The sequence below is a fragment of the Pseudomonas sp. App30 genome, from assembly GCF_047947025.1.
Taxonomy (GTDB): Bacteria; Pseudomonadota; Gammaproteobacteria; order Pseudomonadales; family Pseudomonadaceae; genus Aquipseudomonas.
The window spans coordinates 1-26,115 of the sequence record NZ_CP133166.1 but is presented as its reverse complement, the minus strand read 5'-3'; the positions used below and the strand labels follow the sequence as shown (position 1 = coordinate 26,115).

Annotated in this window: 24 protein-coding genes; 19 read left to right on the top strand and 5 right to left on the bottom strand. The window is 58.2% G+C overall.

Translation table 11 applies throughout. The features are described 5' to 3' along the window. The first annotated feature begins 93 nt into the window (after positions 1-93). Entirely contained in the window at positions 94-981 is an 888-nt protein-coding gene (locus RAM80_RS31125) for a LysR substrate-binding domain-containing protein (RefSeq protein ID WP_416427732.1), read from the top strand. Positions 982-1,060: 79 nt separating this feature from the next. On the opposite strand, the gene RAM80_RS31120 is transcribed toward RAM80_RS31125, so the two are convergent. Beyond that, positions 1,061-1,462, bottom strand: coding sequence for a carboxymuconolactone decarboxylase family protein (locus tag RAM80_RS31120; RefSeq protein ID WP_416427731.1), 402 nt, complete (start codon positions 1,460-1,462; stop codon positions 1,061-1,063). A 484-nt stretch (positions 1,463-1,946) separates the two neighbouring features. Beyond that, the gene (locus RAM80_RS31115; protein ID WP_416427729.1) at positions 1,947-2,276 is read right to left on the bottom strand and encodes a DHCW motif cupin fold protein; all 330 of its coding nucleotides are present in this window, start codon (positions 2,274-2,276) and stop codon (positions 1,947-1,949) included. A 230-nt stretch (positions 2,277-2,506) separates the two neighbouring features. Between RAM80_RS31115 and RAM80_RS31110 the strand changes: the two genes are divergently transcribed. After that, the gene (locus RAM80_RS31110; RefSeq protein ID WP_416427728.1) at positions 2,507-2,998 is read left to right on the top strand and encodes a GNAT family N-acetyltransferase; all 492 of its coding nucleotides are present in this window, start codon (positions 2,507-2,509) and stop codon (positions 2,996-2,998) included. A 27-nt stretch (positions 2,999-3,025) separates the two neighbouring features. Here the strand turns inward: RAM80_RS31110 and RAM80_RS31105 are convergent, their stop codons facing one another. Further along, positions 3,026-3,529, bottom strand: a complete 504-nt coding sequence (locus RAM80_RS31105; protein ID WP_416427727.1) for a GNAT family N-acetyltransferase — start codon at positions 3,527-3,529, stop codon at positions 3,026-3,028. Between the two features lie 295 nt (positions 3,530-3,824). On the opposite strand from RAM80_RS31105, the gene RAM80_RS31100 reads away from it, so the two are divergent. Then, on the top strand, positions 3,825-4,385 hold the full coding sequence (locus tag RAM80_RS31100) for a helix-turn-helix domain-containing protein (protein WP_416427726.1): 561 nt from the start codon (positions 3,825-3,827) through the stop codon (positions 4,383-4,385). Between the two features lie 38 nt (positions 4,386-4,423). On the opposite strand, the gene RAM80_RS31095 is transcribed toward RAM80_RS31100, so the two are convergent. Then, positions 4,424-5,311, bottom strand: a complete 888-nt coding sequence (locus tag RAM80_RS31095) for a LysR family transcriptional regulator (protein WP_416427725.1) — start codon at positions 5,309-5,311, stop codon at positions 4,424-4,426. Positions 5,312-5,426: 115 nt separating this feature from the next. On the opposite strand from RAM80_RS31095, the gene RAM80_RS31090 reads away from it, so the two are divergent. The 15 genes from RAM80_RS31090 (at position 5,427) to RAM80_RS31020 (ending at position 25,172) form a co-directional block, all read left to right on the top strand. Then, positions 5,427-6,638 carry a tetratricopeptide repeat protein gene (locus RAM80_RS31090; RefSeq protein ID WP_416427724.1) on the top strand — a complete coding sequence of 404 codons (1,212 nt, stop codon included), beginning with the start codon at positions 5,427-5,429 and terminating at the stop codon, positions 6,636-6,638. Beyond that, positions 6,635-7,603: a DMT family transporter gene (locus RAM80_RS31085; RefSeq protein ID WP_416427723.1), complete on the top strand. Its 969-nt coding sequence runs from the start codon at positions 6,635-6,637 to the stop codon at positions 7,601-7,603. The genes RAM80_RS31090 and RAM80_RS31085 overlap by 4 nt, the downstream gene beginning before the upstream one ends. Positions 7,604-7,753: 150 nt before the next feature. Beyond that, complete coding sequence (locus tag RAM80_RS31080; RefSeq protein ID WP_416427722.1) at positions 7,754-9,184, top strand: IS1182 family transposase; 1,431 nt, start codon at positions 7,754-7,756, stop codon at positions 9,182-9,184. A gap of 253 nt (positions 9,185-9,437) precedes the next feature. After that, on the top strand, positions 9,438-10,514 hold the full coding sequence (locus RAM80_RS31075) for an RES family NAD+ phosphorylase (RefSeq protein WP_416427721.1): 1,077 nt from the start codon (positions 9,438-9,440) through the stop codon (positions 10,512-10,514). Between the two features lie 481 nt (positions 10,515-10,995). Beyond that, complete coding sequence (locus RAM80_RS31070; RefSeq protein WP_416427720.1) at positions 10,996-12,264, top strand: tyrosine-type recombinase/integrase; 1,269 nt, start codon at positions 10,996-10,998, stop codon at positions 12,262-12,264. A gap of 2,525 nt (positions 12,265-14,789) precedes the next feature. Next, positions 14,790-17,264 (top strand): PAS domain-containing protein, encoded by a 2,475-nt coding sequence (locus RAM80_RS31065; protein WP_416427719.1) that lies wholly within the window; start codon positions 14,790-14,792, stop codon positions 17,262-17,264. A 637-nt stretch (positions 17,265-17,901) separates the two neighbouring features. Beyond that, complete coding sequence (locus tag RAM80_RS31060; RefSeq protein ID WP_416427718.1) at positions 17,902-18,633, top strand: hypothetical protein; 732 nt, start codon at positions 17,902-17,904, stop codon at positions 18,631-18,633. A 119-nt stretch (positions 18,634-18,752) separates the two neighbouring features. Then, the gene (locus tag RAM80_RS31055) at positions 18,753-18,965 is read left to right on the top strand and encodes an AlpA family transcriptional regulator (protein WP_416427717.1); all 213 of its coding nucleotides are present in this window, start codon (positions 18,753-18,755) and stop codon (positions 18,963-18,965) included. A gap of 4 nt (positions 18,966-18,969) precedes the next feature. After that, positions 18,970-19,824 carry a ParA family protein gene (locus RAM80_RS31050; protein WP_416427716.1) on the top strand — a complete coding sequence of 285 codons (855 nt, stop codon included), beginning with the start codon at positions 18,970-18,972 and terminating at the stop codon, positions 19,822-19,824. A gap of 60 nt (positions 19,825-19,884) precedes the next feature. Further along, on the top strand, positions 19,885-21,447 hold the full coding sequence (locus RAM80_RS31045; protein ID WP_416427715.1) for a ParB family protein: 1,563 nt from the start codon (positions 19,885-19,887) through the stop codon (positions 21,445-21,447). Between the two features lie 16 nt (positions 21,448-21,463). Continuing rightward, a complete protein-coding gene (locus RAM80_RS31040) occupies positions 21,464-22,015 on the top strand; it encodes a DUF2857 domain-containing protein (RefSeq protein WP_416427713.1) in 552 nt (183 codons plus the stop codon). Continuing rightward, the gene (locus tag RAM80_RS31035; protein ID WP_416427712.1) at positions 22,009-23,217 is read left to right on the top strand and encodes an STY4528 family pathogenicity island replication protein; all 1,209 of its coding nucleotides are present in this window, start codon (positions 22,009-22,011) and stop codon (positions 23,215-23,217) included. The genes RAM80_RS31040 and RAM80_RS31035 overlap by 7 nt, the downstream gene beginning before the upstream one ends. Positions 23,218-23,470: 253 nt before the next feature. Further along, positions 23,471-24,232 carry a PFL_4669 family integrating conjugative element protein gene (locus tag RAM80_RS31030; RefSeq protein ID WP_416427711.1) on the top strand — a complete coding sequence of 254 codons (762 nt, stop codon included), beginning with the start codon at positions 23,471-23,473 and terminating at the stop codon, positions 24,230-24,232. Further along, positions 24,229-24,738, top strand: coding sequence for a DUF3158 family protein (locus tag RAM80_RS31025; protein ID WP_416427709.1), 510 nt, complete (start codon positions 24,229-24,231; stop codon positions 24,736-24,738). The genes RAM80_RS31030 and RAM80_RS31025 overlap by 4 nt, the downstream gene beginning before the upstream one ends. Continuing rightward, on the top strand, positions 24,735-25,172 hold the full coding sequence (locus tag RAM80_RS31020) for a single-stranded DNA-binding protein (RefSeq protein ID WP_416427708.1): 438 nt from the start codon (positions 24,735-24,737) through the stop codon (positions 25,170-25,172). Before RAM80_RS31025 ends, RAM80_RS31020 begins: the two co-directional genes overlap by 4 nt. 99 nt (positions 25,173-25,271) lie before the next feature. Here RAM80_RS31020 and RAM80_RS31015 read toward each other — a convergent pair whose 3' ends face one another. Beyond that, positions 25,272-25,499 (bottom strand): hypothetical protein, encoded by a 228-nt coding sequence (locus RAM80_RS31015; RefSeq protein ID WP_416427707.1) that lies wholly within the window; start codon positions 25,497-25,499, stop codon positions 25,272-25,274. Between the two features lie 138 nt (positions 25,500-25,637). Here RAM80_RS31015 and RAM80_RS31010 point away from each other — a divergent pair, with 138 nt between their 5' ends. Next, on the top strand, positions 25,638-25,979 hold the full coding sequence (locus tag RAM80_RS31010; protein WP_416425172.1) for a helix-turn-helix domain-containing protein: 342 nt from the start codon (positions 25,638-25,640) through the stop codon (positions 25,977-25,979). Positions 25,980-26,115: the final 136 nt, after the last annotated feature.

The window sequence follows — 26,115 nt, the reverse complement described above, 5'->3', positions numbered from 1 at the left end:
TCAGTAAGGTGGCTGAATTGAGTATCTCCCGGTTTCAATACTGTGATACAGATGCAATAATTTTAGCCATTCAAAACCGTGAGGTTCGCAATAATGGACAAGTTGAATGCCATGGCTATGTTCGTTCGCGTGGTTGACTGTGGCAGCTTCACTGCTGCGGCATTGGCGAGCAACGTCAGCCCGACCATGGTTGCCAAGCACATTCGTGCCAGCGAGGCACGCTTAGGGGCGCGCTTGCTCCACCGGACGACCCGTCGACAGCACCTCACTGAGGTAGGCCAACTCTTCTATGAGCGCTGCAAAAAAGTACTGGCCGAAGTCGAGCTTGCCGAGGCAAGCGCCTCGGAACTCCAGGAGACACCACGTGGTGCAGTCAGGCTGGTAGCACCGGTCACATTCGGTAGCCAGGTGCTGGTACCAGCTCTGACTCGTTATTTGGAGCAGCATCCGGAGGTGGATGTAGAACTCACGCTCGATAATCGAGCGCCTGACTTCCATGCCGACAATATCGAACTGGGCATATTGATTGGTGACGTGAAGGACATGGGCCTGGTTGCGCGGCCACTCAGGCCCTACCGCAGGATTCTGGCGGCGTCTCCAAAGTATTTAGCCACACACGGCACGCCCTCCCACCCTGAAGAATTGGAACGGCACAGTTGTTTGGGGCTATCGTACTGGCGACGACATGATCGGTGGAACCTGGTCTGCGAGAATGATGAAACATGCGCAGTGATGGTGAAGGGAAGATTCTCATCAAACCAGGGAAGTGCGTTACGCATGGCAGCACTGTGTGGAATCGGCATCGTATTGCAGCAAGAGGATCTGTTATCAGACGATATTGCAGCGGGGCGCCTGGAGCGGGTCCTGGCAGATTGGTCTTATAAGTCGACTCCAATGCATTTGCTCTACCGACAAGACACCACTCCGACTGCCAAGCTGAGAAGTGTGATCGATTTTCTCATGAGGGAGTTTGCAACTTGAGTTCTGGGGCGGTAGAGCATCGCATTATATGAAAGCCTAGCCTCCACTAGCGGCGAAAGCACGTCAGGGTGGATAACCGCTAAAGTTTTTCCTGCTCCTCGAAAACCTCTGAAACAACCCCCATAGCGTTGTTAACATTTGCCCCACCCGCATAGAACATGGTTTGTAGAACCGCTTCGACAATCTGCTCCTGGGTTGCGCCGGCCTCCAGTGCTGCCTGCGTATGTGCCCGGACCTGCGGCAGTGCGGATCCCATCGTCACGCAACTGGCGATGATAATTAATTCACGCGTTGCCAAGTCCAAACCCGGTCGATCCAAAATTCCAGCAAATGCCCAGCTCATCGTCATAGTGATCAAATCAGGGCAGATGTCCTCCCGCGACTGGGCCAACTGTTGCCCGCTATGGTTACCGTGCAACCTAGAGAAAAGCTGTAGCCCGCGTGTAAAATCCGGGCCTCTCGCCAACTGCTGTTTGCTCATATGCATTTACTCCTCTGGTACCGGTTATCCGACAGTGGGTCATTCTGCGAGGCATGAAGGCTGCGAAACAGCAGCTTCAGGTGTTTTCATTCCATACCCTGAGGTCCTGAATGAAAGAGAGTGGATAATTGCTCGTGACGGTCAGATGCGGTCGGACACTGGGTGGAAGCCCTGGGCCTTCTCTCATGCTTCACGTATTTGGCTGCCCTTCACAAAGGGCAGCTTTCGGCCACGAGCAGCCCTTCACCCCAAGCATCACATATCAGCCGTATGCCATAGCTGCCGAAGGCACGCGCCGCCCCCCAGATGTGCCGCATCGCCTGTGACGCGGCCTGGCGGCCGCTGCAACATACTGGTAGCCGCTGGCGTCGGGACACGCTGAAGTTTTCCAGTGAAGTCAAGGCCCAGCCCAGCCTCCGGCAGTGGTTACCGTGCAGAGGCTGGCCGACCGTTTCTGTCCCCAAGAAGCCCTTTGGGTCAAGTCTCAATCCACCACAAACAACTTTGCACCGGTGGCAGTTGAGGAACGGTGAGCTTCAGCGTTGTCGGCTACCTGGTAGCTCATCCCGGCCGTCAAGGTGAAGGTGCGTCCGTCATCGAGTTGGGTCTCCAGTCGGCCATCCAGACATAGCAGAATGTGCCCCTTGCTACACCAGTGATCGGCCAGGTAGCCAGCGCTGTACTCAACCATTCGCACTCTTGCATTGCCGAACTGGCGGGTCCGCCAGAGCGCTATGCCAGCTTCGCCAGAATGAACAGTCGGTTCTATTTTCGACCAATCGGTTGTGCCAAAGGGGATATCTGTGAGTTGCATGATTGTCTCAAACGAGGGCTGGAGCTGAATCGTAATGAACGCTGGAGGCGGCCGACAGATACAGATCAGGCTGATGTCCACCATACGCCAGAGAAACAGCCGCGCTCGTAGTGCGATCAAGTAGCGACTGCCTGCTTTTCCAGTACCCGCTGCGGGTTGGAAGCATTGCCTTTGCGCGCTTGAATGCCATAGCCTTTCGTTCTTCAACACCTACCATCGACGAGACAGTGATGAACGAACCACAAGGACGTATCGAGCTTTCCGGGCTGAAATGCCGACCTGTTGGCCCAGATGACGCCGATATGATCGCCGTGCACCGGCAAAGAATGTTTCTTGAAGCTGGCGGGGAGCCTGATGCACTGCGCGTCATGACTGAACACTTTCGCCCATGGCTTCAGGAGCGACTGGACGACGGCCGGTACTACGGTTTTGCGCTCTGCGATGCTGATCAGGCCGTGGCGAGCATTGGCCTCATGACCATCGACTGGCCGCCCCACCCATCGCACCCCACCATGGGCCGGCGGGGGTACGTGCTCAATGTCTTTGTCGAACCAGCCTATCGCCGCCGTGGCTTGGCTTCAGCCTTGATGCAAATCGCCGAGGCTGAGTTTGCTGGACGAGGCATCACCTTCGCCGTGTTGCACGCAACCGAGGTTGGAAAGCCTGTGTATGAGCAAATAGGCTGGATGGGCACCTCGGAAATGGCCAAAACCATCGGTTGATATAAACCACTTTCGGCCAGAAAGCGTCTAGGGGTAGCGGTCCAGTTTTAGCTGGACGAAGGTCAGGTCGAGCCAAGTGCCGAATTTCACGCCGACCTCCTTCAAGGTGCCGGCATGCTCAAATCCAAGCCGTTCATGCAGACCTATCGAGACGAAATTACCGGCTTCAATGCCGGCCACCATCACGTGCTTGCCGGCGCTGCGGGCGCGGCCTATAAGCGCCCTCAACAGTTGCTTGCCGATGCCATTCCCTCGCTGATCGGCACGAACGTAGATGGAGTGTTCAACGGTGTGCCTATAACCATCCCACGGCCGCCAATCACCGAAAGAGGCGTAGCCGAGCACGCTACTGTTGGCGTCGACAGCGACCAACACTGGGTAGCCCGCTCGTGTGCGCTCGGTAAGCCAGGCACCACGATTGGCAGTGTCGACCCGCAGGTCATTCCAGATGGCAGTGGTGTTCTCCACGGCGTCATTGTAAATAGCGGTGATCCCCTCGATATGGCTCGCAGCTGCATCGACAATTTCCATGGCGCTCCCTTTCCATTTAGTCACTATAGTAGATACCCCACTCACTACAGCTGACAGGATAGCAACGTTTTTCAAAAGCGTTTATACCCAACGAGAATGCTTGAATAAAAACCATACCTGTCGCTCGTACGCCCCGATCCCCGCGATGTGCCCCTCCAATGACTGTATTACTATAGTAGTACGTGAAAAAATTACGCATTCGCCGTCACTGTGCCCGCATAGTGATGCCGAATGGCAGAATCACCGACGATGCCGCCTGCCGCACGGCTGCCGATCATCCAGCGAGAAGATCCTGATGAAAAATGACGTTGACCTGAAAATTGGTGCCCGAATAAAGGTCGAGCGGGAAAGCCGGGGATGGTCGCTGACAGAGCTGGCTGCCAAAGCCGGGGTTTCGCGAGCCATGATTTACAAGGTCGAGCGCGCGGACAGCAGCCCAACAGCGAACTTGCTAGGCAAGCTTTCCGGCGCCTTTGGCCTCAGCATGTCCACGCTCATGGCTCGGGCAGAACTAGGTCATGGGAAGCTGCTGCGTGCCGCAGATCAACCACTTTGGATTGACCCCATGACAGGCTATGAGCGCAGGCATGTGTCTCCTGGCTCCGACCTGCCGATTGATCTTGTCCAGGTGGCGCTGCCCGCCGGCAAGCAGGTGCCAATGCCAGCCTCCGCCTATGCGTTTCTGCGGCAATTGATATGGGTGATCCACGGCGAGCTGGTTTTTGTAGAAGGCAATGTCCAACACCGCATGGGCGAAGGCGACTGCCTGGAACTGGGCCCGCCTGCAGACTGCATCTTCATGAATGAGAGCAGCGAGCCATGCGTCTATGCGGTGGTTGCCCTTAGCGTGTCCTGATTGCCCAGGGTTGCAACGCAATCTAATCCCCCACCCCGCTAGCGCCCGCTGGAGACACCGCCGTAGCACCTGCGCGCCACGGCAATGAAGGCTTGGGTTGCCATGGAAGCCTGGGTTTTGTCCAGCACGGCAAGCCCGACCACCCGCCTGACCGCAGGGTTCAAGGGCCGTGTCAGGTATTCGGCCGAGGCGCGCTGGGGCAACGAGGATTGCGCCACCACCGTCACGGCATCGCCGCGCTCCACCGCAGCCAGGGTGCTCATCAGTTGTGAGGTTCGGTAGCGCACGCGCGGTTGCAGCCGTGCCGCCGCGAACAATTGCGATACCAGTTCAGAGGAGCCGGCCTCGGTCAGGACGAAGGGGTCGGCACACAGGTCGCCCAGGCTTACCGAGGCTTGGGGCGCCAGGCAATGGTCGAGCGGCAGCACGGCAACCATCTGATCTTCGATCAGCGGATAGGTATCAAACTGACCGTCGGGCAAGGTAACGAAGCCCACATCGACGCGATGCTCCAATAGCCATTGAACAACCTGGCGATCCGGCCCCTCGTCGATGTGAACTTCTATGCCCGGATAAGCCGCGCGGAACTCGCGCAGAATGGTGGGTAGCAGGCGCTGCGAAGACGTGGGGCCGAAAGAACCTATGCGCAGCGTGCCCAGGGTCAGGTTCCGCGCATCGGCCGCCTCCAGGCGCATGGCGTCGGCCATGCCCAGCATGGACTTGGCCCGCTGAACCAAGCGCGCGCCGATGTCGGTCAGCTCGATCTGGCCATGGTGGCGGACCAGCAGCTCAACCCCCAGCTCTTGCTCAAGGGCCTTCACCGCATGAGAAATCGCCGATTGGGACACCTTCAGGTCCGCAGCGGCCAAGGTGAAACCACGCCGCGCTGCCACGGCCACAAAAATCTCGAGTTGGGTAAGCGTCATTGGCGGGGCATGAGGATTTGCTCATTTCCATATGAGGCAGAAAATGCGTAAGTATAGTGCGAATAGGAATAACGGCAAGCACCGAACCTATGTCTCTTGGCTCGTTAAGGAAGAAATGATGCTCACCCAATGGAAAACCGATGGAATTTCATCATTGTGGCCGGAAATCAACGGCGAGTTTTTGGCGTTGCGAGGAATCCCCAACGATCACCTACCGGCCAGTGAGGCGCAAGCCTTGTACAAGAAAATCCTCGTCGGGTTTGACGCGATAACGAGCTGTGAGATGAAGGAACTGTACAAATTTAAACTGTTCTTGCAGCAAACCCCGGTGCATTTCAGCTCGCTGCCTGAGGTAAAGTTCATTCACAAGGCGTTCATCGCCTGGGTAAACTTCGAGTACGAGATGGCAAGAGCGTTATTTGCCAAACACATGAGCACTTACCCGACTGACGTAATTGCTCTTTTTTTTCTGCACATGCTGGATTTCTGCACCGGCAAAACAGTTCGCTTGAAACCGGACTTCGTCACCTATGACCCGCACATGTCCGATGAAACCGAACTCTATGGTTATTATCTATCCATGAAGGCATTTGTCCTGTGCGAAAGCAAATGCTTCGACGAGGCCCTGGCCGTAGGCCTGCGCTCGGTGGCGCTCATACCTGATAATATTTACGGCATTCACGCGGTGGCCCATGCCCTGCATGAGTTGGGCGAGTGGCAGGAGCTTACAACGTTTCTGGAAAACAGCAAGGTTCACTGGATCGAAAACCCAGGCATGCGAATGCACGTCTACTGGCACCTGGCAATTGCTTACGAGCGCTGCGACAACCTGGAGCAAGCGTTGTTCGCGTTTGACTCTTTGTACGCACTCAAGGACAGCCGTTTTGCAAAGCAGGACCTGGATGCAGTGGGCTTCCTTTGGCGGCTACGCCTCAAGTCCAGTGATGGAACTTACCGCGTGATGTGGAAGCGGCTGGCCATGCTCTGGACCGGTAGCATTTATGCATCCACTTCATACTTCCATAAGATCCACGCGGCATTTGCTTTTTCCGCCACCAACCAAACGATCCTGATCGAGAAGCAAATAGTGGACAGCGATGGATTCGGGGTCGAAACCGAAGCCCACCATGCGGGCATGAATGTGCTGAAGGCCATCCATCTTTTCACCCTGCAACGCTACAGCGAAAGCCACGACCTATTGAGCGCCAGCCGCGAGCATTGGCATTTGCTTGGCGGTAGCCGCGCTCAGCGAGAGATCCTGGAACTGACCATGGCCTACGCGGTGCAGCAAATCCCGTCAACCCAACCAGAGAAACTCTCGGCATGACGCACACTCGTGGCTTACAGAGCCGATATTCAGAACGGTTGATTTACCTGCAATTATCCCTGGTCGCGATGATATGGGGCGGAACGTTCGTGGCCGGGCGCTACATGTCGGTGGATACCCCTGCCCTGCTGTCAGCCAGCGTGCGATTCCTGCTGGCAGGTGCAGTGCTGGGGGTATTTTTGCTGCTGTCCAAACAGGCATTTGTGAGGCTGTCGGGGGCCCAGGTGGTCAAAGTGCTGGGCTTGGGTTTTTGCGGTATTTACGCCTATAACCTGTGTTTTTTCTATGGGCTGCACATCATCAGCGCCTCACGGGCGTCGTTGATCGTGGCGCTGAATCCCGCGGTCATGGCGATAGGCGCTTATCTCATGTATCGCGAGGCGATCTCCCTCGCGAAAGCGTTCGGTATTGTGCTCTGCCTGATGGGCGCGGCGGTGGTGATATTTTCCAAAAACCACCTGGCGATCGCCGGCGATGGCGCTGATTGGCGCGGCGACCTGCTGATTTTCGGCTGTGTGCTGAGCTGGGTAGCCTACAGCCTGTTCGGCAAGTCGGTGGTCAAGGAAATCGGCGCGTTGCATACGGTGACCTACTCGATCTGGGCCGGCGCGGCGATGCTGACCGTCACCGCCATTGCCAAAGGGCAGTTCAGCCTGGAGCTGGTGAGGGCGTTGCCGGCCAACGAACTGTTGAGCCTGACCTACCTGGGGGCCATTGGTTCGGCGCTGGCGTACATCTGGTTCTATAACGGCATCCAGGTGATCGGCGCTACCCGCGCGGGGGTGTTCATTGCGCTTAACCCGTTGACCGCGGTGTTGCTGGGGTGGGGGCTGCTCGATGAGCACATCAGCGTTTATACCGCGGCGGGGGGAGCGTTGGTGATCGGCGGTATTGTGATGTGTAACAAGGCGGTTTCTGCGTCGGGGAGCACCTGGTTTCGGTCTGGCTTTTTTCTTCGGCACTGAAGCGCAGTTGGGGGCAACGGCGGCAGGTGGCGATAATGTTCATGACAGGATGGCTAAGCTGAGCAACGGCCGCTCACGGCCCAGAGTGTGTAAAAACGCCTCCGCGAACCCTTGCTATGATTTTTGAGGATTTCATCGTAGGGATCGCCCATGAAGCGGTTTATTCAAGGTGAACATCGAGGCCAAAGCACCCTGCTTCCCGAAAGCCTCGACGATTACGTCACGGATACTAACCCGGTGCGCGTAGTCGACGTCTTTGTCGACGAACTCGACCTGGTCAAGCTGGGTTTTGAAGGCGTCATACCGGCCGGTACTGGCCGGCCTGCTTATCATCCCGCAATCCTGCTGAAGATCTACATCTACGGCTATCTCAACCGCATTCAGTCAAGCCGGCGTCTGGAGCGAGAGGCCCAGCGCAACGTCGAGCTGATGTGGCTGACCGGCCGCTTGATGCCCGACTTCAAGACCATTGCCAACTTCCGAAAAGACAACAGCAAAGGCATCCGCGGTGTCTGCCGGCAGTTCGTCGTGCTGTGCCAGCAGCTGGGACTGTTCGAAGAAAACCTGGTTGCCATCGACGGTAGCAAGTTCAAGGCCGTCAACAATCGCGACCGCAACTTCACCAGCGCCAAGTTGCAACGGCGAATGGAAGAAATTGAATCGAGCATCAACCGGTATCTGACTGCGCTCGACCAAGCCGATCGGCAAGAACCCGCGGCCGCGCAGCCCAAGGCTGCGCGACTGGAAGAAAAAATCGCCAAGCTTAAGGCTCAGATGAAAGAACTTCAGGCGATCGAAGTTCGGCTCAACGACTCGCCGGACAAACAGGTCTCACTGACCGATCCGGACGCCCGCTCCATGATGACGCGTGGCACTGGAATCGTGGGCTACAACGTGCAAACAGCGGTCGATACCCAGCACCATTTGATCGTTGCGCACGAGGTCACCAATACCGGCTCCGACCGCGATCAACTCAGCTCAATGGCCAAGCAGGCCCGCGAGGCGATGGCATCAGAAATGCTGTCGGTAGTGGCTGACCGAGGTTACTTCAAAAGCGAAGAAATCCTAGCCTGTCACGATGCAGGTATCACCGCCTGTGTGCCCAAGCCGATGACCTCTGGAGCCAAGGCTGACGGGCGTTTCAACAATGGCGCCTTCATCTACGAGGCTTCAAAAAATGAATACATTTGTCCCGCTGGAGAGGCATTGATTTGGCGTTTTTCCAGCATTGAAAAAGGCCTGAAGTTACACCGGTACTGGAGTTCGAAATGCCAAGGCTGTGCCTTGAAATCGCAGTGCACACCGAGCACAGAACGACGAATTCGACGCTGGGAACATGAAGCTTTATTGGAGGAAATGCAGAACCGGCTGAGCAAATCACCGGAGATGATGCGAGTCCGAAAGCGGACGGTTGAGCATCCCTTCGGGACGCTCAAACAATGGATGGGTGCGACGCACTTTCTGACTCGAAAGCTGGCCGGAGTGAGCGCGGAGATGAGCTTGAATGTGCTCGCCTACAATTTGAAAAGGGTCATGAAAATCATCGGCACTAACGGTTTGATGAAGGCGCTGTCGGCGTAAGAAAGGCTATTCCGGCCCATCCGAGAGGCTGTAAAACAGGGTTGACGTGCTCCAGGTCGCTACCGATGCGACCCGCGTCATTTACCGTGCGAACGAACGTCGATGCTCCAGGACGATGAGGCCCATGAGCGTTTTTACACACTCTGGGCCAGAAGCGGACCATAGCAACCGGGCTCAGTTGAGCCCAAAACCGGAGCGATCCGCTTGGTCTAAAGTTTGAGTTCCACCCCATAAAAGTATCCACGGTAGGACTATGGCAGAAGAAACTGCGAAGACGAATCAAACCCTCCTTTGTTCTGAATGCTTCACGGATGAAGGACTGCGGATAGATGCATTCAAGCTCGGCACCGAGGAGCACGTGAAATGTCCGAACTGCCACAGCCAAGAAGGCCGAAAGATGACGAAGGAGCTTATTGAAGCTCTTGCATGGCGTTTTTTTGTGGGTGGTACTACCGTCCGTTGCGACTACGGCGCAGCGCCTGTTATTCAGTGCAACGAGCATCACTTTGGGAGGAGCGATATATCGCCCTCGATCTGGCTAAAAGATGACATCAGGCTTCTTGAGGAGGCTGCTCAGCTTGGCTTCTTCCACTACGGCCCACGCCTCTGGATGGTTGGCGAAGTCGAGCCACTTAAGGATCTTCAGGACGAATTGAAGCGATCGAAAATTATCAAGCGCGTAATGAAGGAATACCCAGAAAAGACACTTGAAATAGGGCAGAAATTTTATCGCCTACGAATCTGCCCACAACGTCCAGCTGATCCGGCAGAGTACGACAGCCCACCTACTGCACTCGCTGGAAAGGGGCGACTCGACTCGCCAGGCTTTCCTATCATGTACGGATCGCAGGACATCGACGTTTGCATCCATGAATGTCGAGCATCGACAGATGACGACATCTACGTTGCCACCCTGGAGCCCAAGCGGAACTTACGACTTCTGGATCTTACTCACCTACTCGAAGAAGATGTGACGGAGTTTGAAAGTTTGGACATGGCTATCCACATGCTGTTCCTGGCACGTTCCCACTCCTATGCGATTTCCAGAGCAATCGCATTAGCCGCCAAAGAAGCGGGCTTCGACGGTATAATTTACCCGTCGTTCTTTAGTTTGATTCGCACTGGCGGCCATCCTTTTGAAACCGCCTATGGTATGTCACTGCGGCGCTGCCATCCTGATCGGGAAAAATACGCAGAGGCATACACAATCAAAAATTTTGCCCTGTTTGGACGTCCGCTGGAGAACGACTTGGTAAGCATCCAATGCATTAATCGTTTGGTACTCACTCAGGTCGGGTATAGAGGACACTTCGGCCCCGTGCAGTATTGACCGAAATGTTGAGGTTCTCAGATCAACGGCGGCTACTGCCCGTCCTTGAAGGGCAGCTTCGGGTTGATAGCGGTCAGTCGCGGCCAGTTGCTTAGGGCCAGAAACGGACGGTTGGATAGGCCCCTCTCTACATCTAGCCACGATTAGCTGTACCCTGAAAACCATCCGCTGCCGACTTGTCGTTCTGTCAGAAATAGCCATTCTCGATCCCGGATCCACGCGGTGAGACTGGGGGTACAAGTGGGGGTATAACTTCGATTTTTTCAGCTGAAACCCGCTTGCTAGAGCTCTGTCCAAATGTTCTTCGGGGACCCCGATAGCCTGTGATCAAGTTCCACTGACTTCCATAAATTCATTATAAAACAATAAGTTATAGCTAAATCCTGTCCACTGCCGTCCGTCCAAATCCACTGATTTCCAAGACCTCTGGGGGTATATTTGGGGTAATTCTTCATTTTGACGAAAACGGTACCCCCAACAAATGCCCCCTGACAGTCCCCCCGCTTTTCGGCGCAAACTCAGCGACGCCTTCGTCCGCTCGGTGGACCAATCGGGCAAGTACGCCGATGGCGAAGTCCCCGGCCTGTTCCTCCAGGTGAAGACCTCGCTGAAAGCCGGCAAGCCGGCGTCCAAGTACTGGCGGCTCAAGTACCGCCTGCACGGCAAGGAAAACCTGTTTGCCGTCGGCCGCTATCCGGACATTGGCCTCAAGGAAGCACGCGACATCGCCCGCGCGGCGCGACGCGACGTGGCCAACCATATCGCCCCGCTCAAGGCGAAGACGGCCAAGCTCGAGGCCCAGTTGCTCAACGAGGCGCGCACCTTCCGCTATGTCGCCGAGCAGTGGCTGAACTTCAAGTCCGCGGAACTGGTGACCAAATCCGTCTCGGGATTCACCGGTGCGCTCAATAATCACGTCCTGCCGAGCATAGGCGACAAGCCGGTCAGCGAGATCAAGCTGGAGCACATCACCGCCATCCTCACCGAGCTGCGCCGCCAGCGCATCATGGCCATGGCACGCCGGGTCCGCACCATCATCCGCGCGGTGCTGGGGTTTGCCGAAGGGCGCGGCTGGGTCGAGCGCAACGTGGCGCTGAGCAACATCGAGGAACTGAAGATTCGCCATGTGGTGACCAGCAACCCGGCGATCGAGCGGCCGGCGGACCTCGGCCGTTTTTTGCTGCGCCTCGACGAGCGCAGCACCGGCGCCGTGGCAGCGGCCATGCGTCTGCTGGTGATGCTGCCGGTGCGTCCCGGCGAGCTGGTGAAGATGCGCTGGGAGGACGTCGACCTGGTCGGCGCCGACTGGCGTTATGTGGTCAGCAAAACCAAGCACCTGGACCGCAGCAAGCACATCGTCCCCTTGCCCGAGCAGGCCCTGGTGCTGCTGCGCGAGCTGCGCAAGACGCGCGTGGTGGATGATGAGGGCAACGGCTGGGTCTTCGACTCGCCGGTCTATCCCGGCCGGCCGATCAACCCGACCTCCATGCTCAAATCGTTTCAGAAGATCTGGCCGGAGTACGACATCACCGCCCATGGTTTTCGCGCCACCTACCGCACCATCGCCCACGAACACCTGGGCATCGACCCCATCGTGCTGGAGCTGTCGCTGTCACACCGCATGCCGGGCGCGCTGGGCGCCGTATATGCCCGTGCGCAACTGCTGGTGCAGCGCCGGGAAGCTGCCCAGCAGTGGGCTGACTATCTGGACCGGTTGCGGAAAAACGCCGCGGCGGATGTATCGGATTGAGGTCTTCAAGGTAGTTTTAGACCGAATAGTCGTGGCGGAGCATGTCCCTGCCGACCCTCACGAAGAACGCGCAGCCTAGGGTGGTTGGAAGGTGATGGAATTATTGCTGTGCGGAACTGACACGATCCTCCCTCGATTGCGCTTTCAACAGGCAGCGCGGTCTCGCTAGCGCCTGCCGGTGTTGTTGTCCTTCGGCGTACCCTGCTGCGACAAACGAGGTCAGGGTGAGTGCCTGCAGATGGCGTCCCGGGCCGGCGTCCAGCAGCCTGCGCTGGCTCATCACCTCGAGTTGAACGTGTTGCGCATCATCACCCAGACCCTGCCTCACCCTTTCCGCCCCTCATCTGCCGCTAAGACCCTCCGTTTCCTGGGCGCTAGCAGGCATGCCCCCGGCTGCGGTGATTGCCCCCCGTCGGCTATGCGTGAAGAAAGCAGGCATGAGCACAAGCTGGTGTGGTCTTATGACACGTGGCGTGCCGTTGACGCTTTGGCCAGGAGACACAGAATGAGAACCCCAGAGGCATTTAGGCAGGCACTTCAGCTGGCTAGCACAGAGGTTCGAGACGCCATTCGGGAAAATGCTCGACTGGCCTTGGCCGGCGAGACCCGCACCGCCTCAGGGATTACAGCCCAGCATCGGGAGGTCGAGGCCTTGCGTAAATGGCATCACTTGCTCAATAGTACGATCATCCCCGTAGCGCCGTGATTTCGTTTATAGCGGTGTGCCCCTACAACCCGCTGAATCCGGGCCGTTTTCCAGAACTGCGGTAGCTGCTTCGACTTCGGTTCCCTGGCCCCACGCCATGCACTGCATCCCCTGCCCCGCCTTGGCCATCTTTCCAGGGCCATCCTGGAGAAAAAGTGGTCAACATTACATCGCGCGTCAGACGAACGAACAAGTTAAATCCGCAGCCCGTATGCCATAGTGCCATGCTTGTTCTGATGAGATATGGCAAGGATGCCCGTCAACTGGGGTAATCATGTTTAGCCTTCGAATCTCACAATGGAACGCAGTGTGGCGATCGAGGGTCGATACCGTCGACTGCGTGGTGTGCGGGGCCCGACAAAAGGCCTTCGATAAGGCAGAGGCCTTCATTCACTGGCCAACGTGCAGCCAAGCAGGGCATGAAGCCTATCCTTGGCGGGATCTGCATGAAATCATGGAAAGCGCGGTCACTCTGAATAAAACACGGCGCGTTGATGCTTCACCGCTTGTTCAGATGGATGCAGACGCGGGAGCATCGCTTGATCCTTTTCGTCAGGCTGGCAATCACGGGCGCTCCAACGGAAAAGGTTGAGGTGCAGCGGTGTGCTGGCTGCCTACGACACAGATAGCGGATCACCCTCTCGGCAAGGTGCTGCATCACCAGCCGGCACTGGGGCCGGCTTGGGCAATCACCCGAGACAGCTCGTCAAGCTCTCCCCACGGATCATCCACCTGCGCATGTCGCGGACACTGATCGCCGTGCGGAAAGGCAGTGGCACGGTTTGACTGCCGTTGGCCGAACTGGCAGCGCCTGCACCTCACTTCTCCTGCTTGCAGGGACCAGCTCTGATTCCACGCGGAAAGCAAATGAATGGCGCTGCCCATGGCCATCTCCTTTCTGTCATACATTCGGGAGATGCCGCGATCTGCATATGATCGTCAAAACCGCCCCCAGGGGGAAGCAACCTGCCAGCGTCCATCCCAACGGCCGTGGAATGTCGACATCCCATACAAAAAGTCAGCATCCGCCAAGCAGGAAAAATCCGGACGGTCGGATCGTCAGACCCCGACCATTGCAACAGTTCTACTTTGGATCCTAGACTTCAAGGATAATTTGCAGGTCCGGATTGTCAACACTCAAGCGGGCCGAGGTTTGTGAATCCCGCGTCTAAAGGATCGTCCATGAGCACATACAGATTGGTAGGTCTTAACTGCGGAAATATGGACAGGTGGCCGTACTGGAATTTGGTAACGACAATCTCGCTGCCTGATGGATCGTACATTGTGGATTACCCCGCGGTCCCTGATCACATTGAGGATATGACATTGTTGCAGTTGAAAGCCTATGTACTCATGGAGTATCAACGGAAAAACGGCTGAGCCATTTCAGCCCCAATCAAAAGCGGCTTGGCCGGAAAACGCTTTCCGAGTCAGACGGCTCAATCTATAAGACGACACGGCGACCTGGGCAATCGCACATTCGTCTAGGCAGCGCTCCTGCAGCAACCTGGCAAAGACGATGGTTCTCGCCCTGCCATCAGAAACGGCCACAAGCGCACGGCGTGGTGACGCCAACTCCGGGAGCGTTGGTCACTCAAAGACTGGGCGGGGTCAAATCAGCCGTCGACGTCAGGTTACGGCTCGCGCCTAGCGCCTGCGGTTTATTGTTGAAAAAGCTGCGCAGCTTGTGTTGTGACCGAACAGTGAACTCGTGGGCAATGATCGGTCGAATGCTGATCCAGCTATTCTCTATAGACGCTGCGCCAGCGTTCGTGCTCCCATTATTCACCGAACGATCCTATGTTGAGCGTGTTCAGCCGTGAATGAGCAACCCAAAGCCAAGGCTACGATTGGCCTGAGCCTCCTTGAGGGCAAGTACTCACCGCTAGCGCTTGTTGAACGCGAGCGCAAGGTCCTCGGCCATATTGCCGCCGGTGGGGCGCTGACCGACGTATTGAACGACCTACTGCTTGATGTGGAAGCACAGAGCAGCAACATGTATGCCTCCGTGCTACTTCTCAGCGACGACGGCCAATACATGCTCCACGGCGCGGCGCCGAGCTTGCCCGCGGGCTATAACGAAGCGATTCATGGCATAGCGATCGGCGAAGGTATTGGCTCCTGCGGGACAGCTGCGGTACGGGGAACCCCCGTGTACGTCGATGATATCGCCACCAGCCCCCTCTGGGAGGGCTACGTCGAGCTAGCAACTTCTCATGGCCTGCGCGCTTGCTGGTCCATGCCGATTAAAGCGGCCGATGGGATTGTGCTTGGCACGTTCGCGGTTTATTACGCAGAGGCACGATCTCCGACACCGGCCGACGTTGAGACCCTCTCTGTCGTTGCCCAAACCGCCGCGTTGGCCATCGAGCGGCACCGGTCTGATCAAGCGTTGCGGCGTAGCCAAAATGAGCTGCGCGATTTGAACGCAGAGCTGGAGCGTAAGGTCAATGAACGAGCGACGGAGCGCAGCCGCACCTGGTTACTCAGCCCGGATCTACTGGCTGTGGTTGCGCTGGATGGAGGGGTCGAAGCCTTAAATCCTGCGTGGCACATCGTCTTAGGATGGTCGCCGGACGAGCTTCGCACAAACTTTCTCTCCCTCGTCCATCCAGATGATCTGTCGGCCAGCCAAGCCGTTTTCGCCCAGGCTTTTAACGGGCGTCCAGTATCGAGGTTTCAAAACAGATATCTGCACCGGGATGGCAGCTATCGGTGGCTCGCTTGGGTGGCAGTTCTGGAAGAGGGGAAAGTGTATTGCAGTGCTCGGGACATCACGACCGAAAAAGACCAGGCCAGCAGCCTTGCCGTTCGTACGCGAGAACGAGATCGAGCTTGGGGACTGTCTCAGGATTTGCTAATGATCACTTCCCCCGAGGGCAGCCTCGACGAAGTCAATTTGCGCTGGACTGAACAGCTTGGCTGGTCGGAGCAAGAGCTGGTGGGGAGAACACTTTCCGAGTTTATCCACCCTGAGGACCTATCGGTGGCGAGTGTCGGGTTCGAGGAAATGGCCAAGGCCGCCCTGGTCACTCCCTTCGAATACCGCCTGTTGCACAAGGATGGTAGTTACAAATGGTTCAGTTGGATGGGGTCGGTGCAGGATCATCGTATTTACGCTGCCGGTCGACATGTCACCTTTGAGCGCGAGCAAGCCGAGGCGTTACGTCAATCACAAAAAATGGAGGCCATTGGTCAATTGACCGGGGGCGTTGCGCACGACTTCAACAATCTACTCACGGTTATCCGCTCATCCACAGACATGTTGATGCGTCCCAATTTGACAGAGGCACGGCGGATTAAGTACGTAGCGGCCATCTCGGAAACGGTGAATCGAGCCGCAAAACTGACCGGGCAGTTATTGGCATTTGCGCGCAGGCAAGCACTCTTGCCGGAAGTGTTCAGTGTCAGCGATAACGTCCGCGCGATAAGCAATATGATTGCCACTCTGACCGGCTCACGTATCGACATCTCGATCAATCTCTCTGAAGCACCGTGCTTCGTGAATGCCGATCCCAGCCAATTCGATACAGCGATGGTCAATATGGTCGCCAATGCTCGGGATGCCATGGCTGGTGAAGGCAAGCTTTCAATTGCAGTGCATGCTGTACAAAGCGTGCCTGCCGTTCGACTTCATGCCGCATCGGCGGGAGATTTTGTTGCGCTATCCATCACTGACACCGGCATGGGCATTCCCGCTACTCATCTGGAACAAATCTTTGAACCGTTTTACACAACCAAAGGGGTTGGCGAAGGTACTGGGTTGGGGCTAAGCCAGGTGTTCGGCTTTGCGAAGCAATCCGGGGGAGAAATTGCAGTTGTCAGCGAATTAGGCAGTGGTACAACGTTTACTCTGTATCTGCCGCGTGTCCCTGAACCTGCGATTGCCACCCACGATGAGCTTTCGGACCCAATGCTGGAGAACGGTCATGGCATGCGCGTATTGATCATCGAAGACAACCCCGATGTCGGCACCTTCGCCGCTCAGGCGTTGGAGGAGTTGGGATATCTGCCATTGCTTACTCGCAATGCCCAAGAGGCGCTGGCAGAGTTGGAAGCAGATCCAGGTCGGTTCGACGTCATATTTTCTGATGTCGTCATGCCTGGCATGACTGGAGTCGAGCTGGCGCGCCAGCTTCGCAAGCAGCATCCGCTTCTGCCGGTAATATTGACGTCGGGCTACAGCCATGTGCTTGCTCAGCATGGATCTGATGGATTCGAGCTTTTGCACAAACCTTACTCAATCGATCAGTTGTCCAGAATACTAATCAAGGTGGTATCCCGGAGAAGCTGAAAAACGCGACGCCTACCGCCAAACCAAGAGGCACCGTTGGCTAGCCCATTCAAGAATTACCTTCAGCCGATCAACGCGCGCCACTGACCAGATCGGTGAGAGTGGGAACGTGAGGTTGCCTTAGCTACAGGCAGCCGTTGGTATTGGATAGCTTGCCAAAATCTGACTAGGAGCGCTGCCCTCTGCCGCAGAATATCGCCCTCCAAAGTAGTTACCTGTTCCATAAGGCGACGTTGCTGCAACATTCGCTTTTCGGAAACGCCCTATGCAGCGTGAACGGCATCGGGTCACTGCCACCACGAGTGTGCAATGCATTTTGTAACTGGATATTTCGAAGCTGATAATGATTCTTTTTTGACGCAGCGTGTATCCATTTCTCAATTGATTGAAAACAAGAAAATTTGCTAGTTCGCCTGGGGAGGATGTTGAATAAAAATCCTATGCCCTTCAAATTTGTATCGCTATTGATACTGTAAGCGCGTGAACCCGAATCCTCATACGCAGTCTTGAAATGGATCCGGGATCCATCTTTTTGAACTTCGGTTCCATATGCTGGTCGCGGACGCAGGCAATCCGCCAGATGCAGTTGCGGACACGCCCTTGCTCATGGACTGAGAGTTCAAGGGAGGATGTACAAATGCTCTCGCTCAAATCTGACTACCACCCCATCGAAGTAGCTATTGAGTGGTGCAACCTCACAGATCATGCCACTGAAATACTCAGAATGGCTTTCTTCAACCCAGAAAAGCTGCAGGGGTTATTCCCGCAATGGCCATACCTGCACAGCTACACCGAACGGATCTACGATGCGATTGCCTGTGGTGAATTGCCGGCGTGGTATCTAGGTCGCTTGATTCGCCCCGACACTAACGTTAATCGAGCCTATTACATGGTTCGTCGATCAGATCTGAGAAGGTGGGTGGAGCGCGACCATCCCGATGACAAACCCAGATTTCTCTTTTCACCCAGTGATGAGCATACACAGTGCGTATCGCTGGGCGCCCATTTGGCGCAAAAATCAGAACTGGATGTCGCGCTGCGTGAACTGCTGAAGCTTCGCCAGCTGCACGCTGTGCGCACTGCAGAGTTGGAGTCGCAGGTCAGCAAGCTCCAGGCGTTGCTGGTCCGACAAGGCATGTCAGACGAACCCAACGAGGACTCTACCCTTGGCTACTGCCGGATAATTGGCTCAGTGTTGGCAGTGACGGTAGGCAAGTCACCCGACGGCCAGGTCCAGTCCATTTACAGAAGCCAAGAAGCGGTGATCGCTGAAATCACCCGCCGTTTCGCCAAAGTTCGAGGCTTGAGCAAAACCACCCTTGATCGGAAATTTGCCGAGGCTCGACGCTGCCTGGAGCGGGAGGACTAAGGCCTGCAGACCATTGCCAGGCAATACCTGCAATTGCCTGGCAATGACTTTTCCCTATTTCCTACATTGACTGAAGGTCACATCCCACCACGCGCCAACCGGCGCTAAGGAGTGACATCATGCAACCTGCCACCATCGCAGCCTCCGCCGATCGCCACATCATGCGTCGTGAGGAGGTCGAACAGAAAACCGGCTTCAAGCGCTCGCACATCTACAACCTGATGAAAGCCGGCATGTTTCCGCAATGCCGGCGCATCGGCACCCGCGCGGTGGGCTGGGACTCGCTGGAAATCGAGCAGTGGGTGCAAGATCGCCTGTCGATCCGGGACTGACGCCATGGACGTTCTCTCGCTGATCTCAACCAAGGGCGGCGCCGGCAAGACGACCGTCGCCGCCAACCTGGGTGGCTTGCTGGCCGACGCCGGTCTGCGCGTTCTGCTGTTGGACCTGGACAGCCAGCCGACGCTGTCCAGTTACTATGCCCTGCCCCATCCCCGCGCCGCCGGCAGCTACGAGCTGATCGCGCAGAACCTCACCGTGGCCGACCAGATCGTCAGCGCCACGGCGATCTCCGGCCTTGATCTAATCGTCTCCAATGATCGTGCTGGCCATCTCAATACCCTGCTGCTGCATGCACCCGATGGGCGCCTGCGCCTGCGTAACCTGCTGCCAGCCTTTGCGGATGACTACGACGTGCTGGTCGTGGACACCCAAGGCGCTCGCAGCGTCGTCGTCGAAATGGCCATCCTCGCCTCGGGCTGCGCGTTGTGCCCCTTGCCACCCGAGATGCTCGCGGCGCGAGAGTTGCGCCGCGGAACCCTGGGGCTATTCGAGGAATTGGAGCCCTACCGGCACCTGGGGGTGTCGCTGCCGCCGGTGAAACTGCTGCTCAACCAGGTCAATTTTAACCGCCGGGACACGCGCCTGATCATGCAGAGTCTGCAAACGACCTTTGCGGAGGATGTTCACGTCAGCCTCTGCGACACGGTTATTCCGGACCGCGTGGCCTACCTGAATGCCGCCACCCTCGGGATGCCGGTACACCGTGTCGAGCCGCACCCCGTGCGGGGCAGCCGCGGCTGTCCAGCCGCCCAGGTGATGCGCGAGCTGGCCTTGGAACTGTTTCCGCAATGGCGCGGCCAACTGATCAAGGCAGCGCCCGGCTCGGACAGGCGCAAGACAGCTTCCTGAGTATTCTCCAACCACCGTGCCGCGTCCGTCCACGGTCGTGGCTTGACCCGGGCTGCCCTCATGAAGACACCGACCTGCGAGGAAATCACTCGCAAGCTGCAGCACTCCCACTTTCCCAGCACGCCTGGTCTGGAGCAACCGGCAGATCCTACCTGTGATACACCGATGGTGGTGACCCTGGAGCAACTGCGCCCGTATGATCACAACCCGCGGTTCATTCGCAACCCGCTGTACGAGGAGCTTAAAGCGTCCATCAGCGAGCGCGGGTTGGACCAGCCGCCGTCAATTACCCGCCGACCGCACGAACGCCACTTCATCATCAGCAATGGCGGCAACACCCGCTTGAGCATTCTCGGCGAACTGTGGCAGGAGACCCGGGACGAGCGTTTCTTCCGCATTTCCTGCCTGTTCCGGCCGTGGCGATCAGAGGCCCATGCCTTACTGGGCCACCTGGCGGAAAGCGACCTGCATGGCCCCCTGACCTTCATTGAACGAGCGCTGGCCGTGGCCAAAGCCAGGGATTTGCTGCAGGAGGATGGAAACACACTGAGCCAGCGTGAACTGGCAAGCCGCTTGAGCAAGGACGGCTACCCGATCTCTCAACCGCACATCAGTCGCATGTTCGACACTCTGATCCACCTGCTCCCCGCCATTCCTCAGCGGCTCTATGCAGGCCTCGGCAAACACGCCATCGAACGCGTCATTTCCTTGCGCAGTCGTGCACAGGCCACCTGGAATCGTTTGGCAGTGGATGTCAGTGGCTTTGGCCCGTTGTGGGTTGAAGTCCTGTCCGGATTTGACGAAGCGATTGGGGAACTGGACGTCTGCGGGGTGCAAGACGCCCTCCTCGACACGATGGCGACCGCGCTGGAGCGCTCCCCTCGGTTGTTGGCGCTGGAACTGCTGCAGGACCAACCGATTGGGGTGAGCGTTCCAGGAGTGGCACCGTCGTCGCTATCGCCCGCACCGCTCCCTCAGCCACTGACATCACCGGACTCCCCCGATCTGGAACCTCATTCGGTGCAGCACGCTGAACGCCAGGTTGCCACGACACTCGACGGCCATAACCCGTCCCCCACCTCGGCAGCTGGCAGTGAGCAACCTGACGTCGATTCGGGAGACGCCCTCACCTCTGATACCACATCGGCGCTACGAGCTCCCCAACAGCCGCCGGCAAACCGGCCGGCGTCAGTGGGCGCCTTGACAGCGCTGGCCAACGAACACACTGACGTCGATCAATTGCGCAACAACTGCCTCGCGCTGGCGGCAGAGCTGGCCAGTTACGCCGAGGCCCGGCATTTGGTCGAACCCTCAGAGACCGGACTGGGCTTTGTTCTCTGTGCTCAGCCAGCTGCGTCACTAAACACCCGCGGCATCGGTATCCAACTGATCTTGGCAGCCTTGCTGCGCCTGCACGATGACGTCAACCAGGAGCAACGCCAGCAGTTACCGGCGGCCTTATTTGGCCAACTACTGACGGGCATCTATGACCTGCCTCTGCAGGGGCGCCCTGCTTTGACGCAAAAGCTTGAGCGTCTGCCCGATGTCCAGTTCGAACAAGCCCTCTCGCTGGTTCGCACGTCCCGACGCTTGATAGAACTACTGCTGTCGCCCGCTCGCTAATAACCGGAGGTGCCCCATGGGTACGACCTTCAATCTGTTGAACCACGCCATGCTCAACCAGGTCCTGCATGAGCTGCACCATGGCCGCTTGCAACGCTGCAAGGCATTGGGCCTGGACGACGAGGACATCAAGGTATTGCAATCCCTGCCGCCCACCACGCTTTCGCACCTGGCGCATTCGAGCATCTCCTGGGTGGAGATCAAGGTCGACCTCACGGTGCTGCGTCGGCTGATCATCCAGGCTGAACGCGATGAGCAGAACGAGCGCCTGATCAACCGCGCCCTCAAGCTGGGTGCCAGTTCCAGCATCATGTACCGCTGTTTTGGCCTGGACCATTCGGAAACCGCATTGCGTCGCCGGGTGCTGCAGATCGAGACGCACCGAGGCCGGCCGATTCAGCTTAGCGAAGCTCAGGAGCATGCCGTCTGGAACCGCTGGAGCCAGTTGCGGGCGAACGACCCGGATAATGACCCACTCGACGCCATGATGATGCTGGCTGAAGAGCAGCACATCAGCCTGACGCTGGTGTGGCAGCAGATCGAGCTGTACGGAGGTGCGCCATGCTGAAGTTCTACAGTGTCGATTGGCGTGACGTCGTGCGCCAGTCCAATGAGGTTCTGGAGCGGTTGCAGCAAGAGCAGGCGCGACAGGCCGGCGAGCAGGCGTCCATGGCGACGGCTGAAACTGGCGAGCCGGGTTTTGTTTACCGCGGCAATGACGCGATGCCACGAGCCTTGTTGCTGGATCGTCGCCTGACCCCGCTGGAGCGCAATACCTGGCAGGTGCTGCGCTGGCTGGTCGGCGAAAAAAACCTACGAGCCCCGCGCTACGAGGACCTGCAGCCCTATCTGGCCACCAGCCCCTGCGGCGCCCAAGCTTCGCGTGAGACCATCGCCCGGGCTTTGAACGTATTGCGGGTCACGCGCTGGCTCACCCTGGTCGAGCGCGCACGAGACGAGCATGGTTGCCTGCGGGGTTGCGTCTACGAGCTGCACGATGCCCCGCTGACTCCCGCAGAAGCGATCGCTCGAGACACCGAGTATATGGCGCTCATTAAGCAAGCCCTTAACCACGCTACCAAAGGCGTGCGCGACGTGGGCCGCCATGTGCTCGAGGAACTGCGCGCAGACCCTGCCGTGCCTGGGGACGCGTTGCAGGATTTTGATGTGGCGCGGCCCACCTCACCGCAACAGGTCCTGGCGCTAGAACCCGGCGCGCCAAAAGATTCCGAACGGACCAGTCTGGACCCCGTTCGCGCCGCAGCGGTCGTGGGTGAGCATCCCGAACTCAGTGGCATCACCAAGGATTCATTAGCCGTTCGGAATCCAGGCACTGCGCGTACTGTACAAAAAGAACAAAGCAAAAAAAGTACAGTACCGCTCGCGAGCGCCGGATCGTCGCAATGGCCGGACGGCCTGCAGCTTAGCCCGGGGGAGCAGCGCATGGCGGCGCAGGCGTTACACCAGCTCGATCCCGAACAGCGCCAAGCGGTCATCAATGAGGCGGCGGTGCGGTGCGCCCGGGGTGAGATCCGCAAACCCATCGCCTACCTGATGGGATTGATCAAACGCGCCTGTCGAGGTGAGTTCACCCTGTGGGCGGCCAGAAGCGAAGTTACTGGACAAACACCGGCCGTGGCGGTTGTTCGACCTTCGGCGCCTGCAAGCAGTGCGGCGAAGGCAACGGGCAGTCGCAATGCCTCCCCCCTCGCGCGGGCATGCCTGGAAGAGCTGAAGCTGCGTTGTCGGCTCATCAGTGGAACACCTTAGATTCGATACAAATCGGATCGCGTCCAATCTGTGCTACTGCGGTGATCATCGATCATTGACCTTCAGGAGCATGGATGTAACGGTTCGATCCCACGGTCAGTTACCTGGTACTCGCTGGACAACATGCTCACGAAATCGATTCCAGGTAGTTCCGCAGGCTCTCCCAATGTGAGCCCAGCACCTTCGCATTGATGGCTGTCGACCGTTGTGAGACCAACCAAGGTAGCGCCATCTCCACGGCGAGGAACCGGCGATGGTCGACCACTACCAACTCAACCTGGGTTCATTGCGCAGCAGCATCACCCTCACGCTGCACACCCATCACGCTGCTCGCCTGTGGCAAGGGCGCCTAGCCCGCGAGGGTATGCATGCGATCATGGGCATGGCCGGCTACATCAGCGTCACCAACCTGCTCAAGCAGGCCAGCAGCCAGGATGATCCCTTCGCAGATTGGTTCATGCTGCAGTTGGAAGAAAAGCTGCTGCAGGCCAAGGCCGAAATGCTCGCCCTGTCAGAGCAAGTGGGCCGCCTGGAGCGCGACCTGCCGAGCCAGGTCGACATCGGCGACAACCTCAATATCCACCCGGTGACCTTGCCGTTGTTCATCGGCAGCCAGCTGGGGTTTCTTGCCGTCTACTTGCTCACCGACTACGACACGCTGGTGCGGAGGGTGCTGTTGGCCCATCACACGGCGCTGATCGGCCGCAGCGACATGGAAATCTGGATCGACCGCGGTGCGCACCTACTGCGTAGCCTGTTTGGCCTGGCGCAGCGCTACCGCCTGGCCGGCGTCAGCCGCGATGACATGGCGGCGAACAATGCCCGTGCGCGCGACGCCGTGGACAAGTTCGGCCTGCCGCCTCAAGACATCCTCGAAGGCCTGCGGCGTTCGCAGTTCGCCCCGCCGACCGTACGCCATCCCGCCGTAACTCATGAGGCGGAGCTCGATGACGAGGCACCAGACGAGCAAGTGGCGGCTGAACCGGCTGTCCAGCCCGAAGGCGGTGTGGCATGACCCTCGCCGAGGCGATCGCCCGACGCCTGTCAACCGATGCCTATCGGCAGTTCGAACAGGGTGCCTCCCTAAAAGGCCTTTTAAAGCCTTTTAAGGGTAAGGGGGAGCTGCAGCAACTGGCCGATACCGCACTGCGCCTGGAAACCCAGGTGGCCGAGCTGATGAGCGTGCTGCTGGCCATCGTGGCGCAACCACCCTTCTCGCTGCTGGACCTGCGCCTGGTGGTTCAGCGCAGCGCGGCCGGCACAAACTTCCTGCGCTGGCGCAGCCGTGATTTCAATCGCATGGGCGCACTGGTGTGGCAGCGGGCGATGGCACACCCACAGCTGGCGCAGGCGGTGCGCGAGGCGCTGCTGCAGCTGGAGGTCAACCGCATCACCCTGAACCTGCAGATGAGCAGCCTGCATTCGCTGCACCGGCACGCCACGGCGAGCGCGACCAAGCTGCAGGCCGCCGAAACCCTCTTCGATCACTCCCCTCCCCCCACCGTGGAGCAGCAACCATGAGCACTCTGTTTGTCGGCGAAGGCAACATCGGCAGCGTCCCCGAATTCCAGGAATTCAACACCAACCCCGACGAGCCGCGGCGCCTGCTGCGGCTGAACGTGTATTTCGACAACCCGGTGCCGCGCGAGGGCGGCTATGAGGATCGCGGCGGCTACTGGGCGCCCGTGGAGCTCTGGCACCGGGACGCGGAGCACTGGAGCACGCTGTTTCAGAAGGGCATGCGCATCCTGGTCGAGGGCCGCACGGTCAAGGATGAGTGGGAGGACAGCGAGGACAATGCGCGGGTAACGTTCAAGGTGGAAGCGCGGCGCATCGGTATCCTGCCACACCGCCTGGCGTCGGTGACTATGCGTGAGAAAGCCAGCGAGCCGGCCAAGGGCGACGGCTCGGCGCGCAAGACTGGCGGCAAGAAAGGCGCGCGCAAAGCGGAGTGAGGGAGTGGACGTCGGTGGAATCGCGCCGGCTCAACGCGAGGCTCACGCTGGGCCGGCATCTGCCCGGCGTGCAGCCACTGCAGCTCATCCACACCCTGATTACTGCTGGCGGGCAAGATCGTGCTGGGCATGCGCCAGCAGCAGGGCCACCTCGTACAGATGCTGGTCCAGGGCACGGAACGCCTGCCAATGCGCCGAGCTCTGATTGACCCAACTGGCCAACGCCTCCCTTGCCTGCAGGTTGTCCGGCTCCACGTGAGTCGCCAGGAACAGCTCGTAGGCCTTGATCTCCAGCGCCGTCATGTCGACGTCATCGGAACGGTCCATGTTTGCCTCCTCGTGCTGACAGGTCGTGTCTCTCTTTCTAAGCTAAATACGCCCCGATAGGTTGCTAGTCAACCTTATAGGGCGTTCATATACGCGGGTTGATGGTCAACCATACGGGTCGAATTGGAGAGTGCCCCGTTGCCCGTCAAACAGCCTAGCCCACGCCACATCGGTCGCCAGTTGGCCAAATTTCGGCTTGCCCGCAACCTGACCCAAGAGGAGGTTGGCGTACGGCTGGATATCGGCGCCGAGGCGGTCTCGCGCCTGGAACGCGGTCAGGTCGATCTCTCTGTAGCCAAACTGCTGCAGCTGGCGGACATCTTCGAATGCCCCGCCGCCGAACTGTTGATGGCCATTAGCACCCGCACACAGGACCAGGCTCAGGTAATCACGGCGCTGCTGGACAAGCTTAGCGACGAGAACCGGCAGTTCACCCTCGAGATGCTGGAACGCATGGCCGCACACTTAGCGCCCAAGTAACGATCCTCACGCTCCACGCATCCCCGCGCCCCCTAAGCCACGCCGAAACGATGGCGCCCGGTTCAGCTTTGCGCTGGATCTTTCCCATCCCCCCCGCACCCTGTCGCTATCTGATCAGGGGAGCACAGCCATGCGC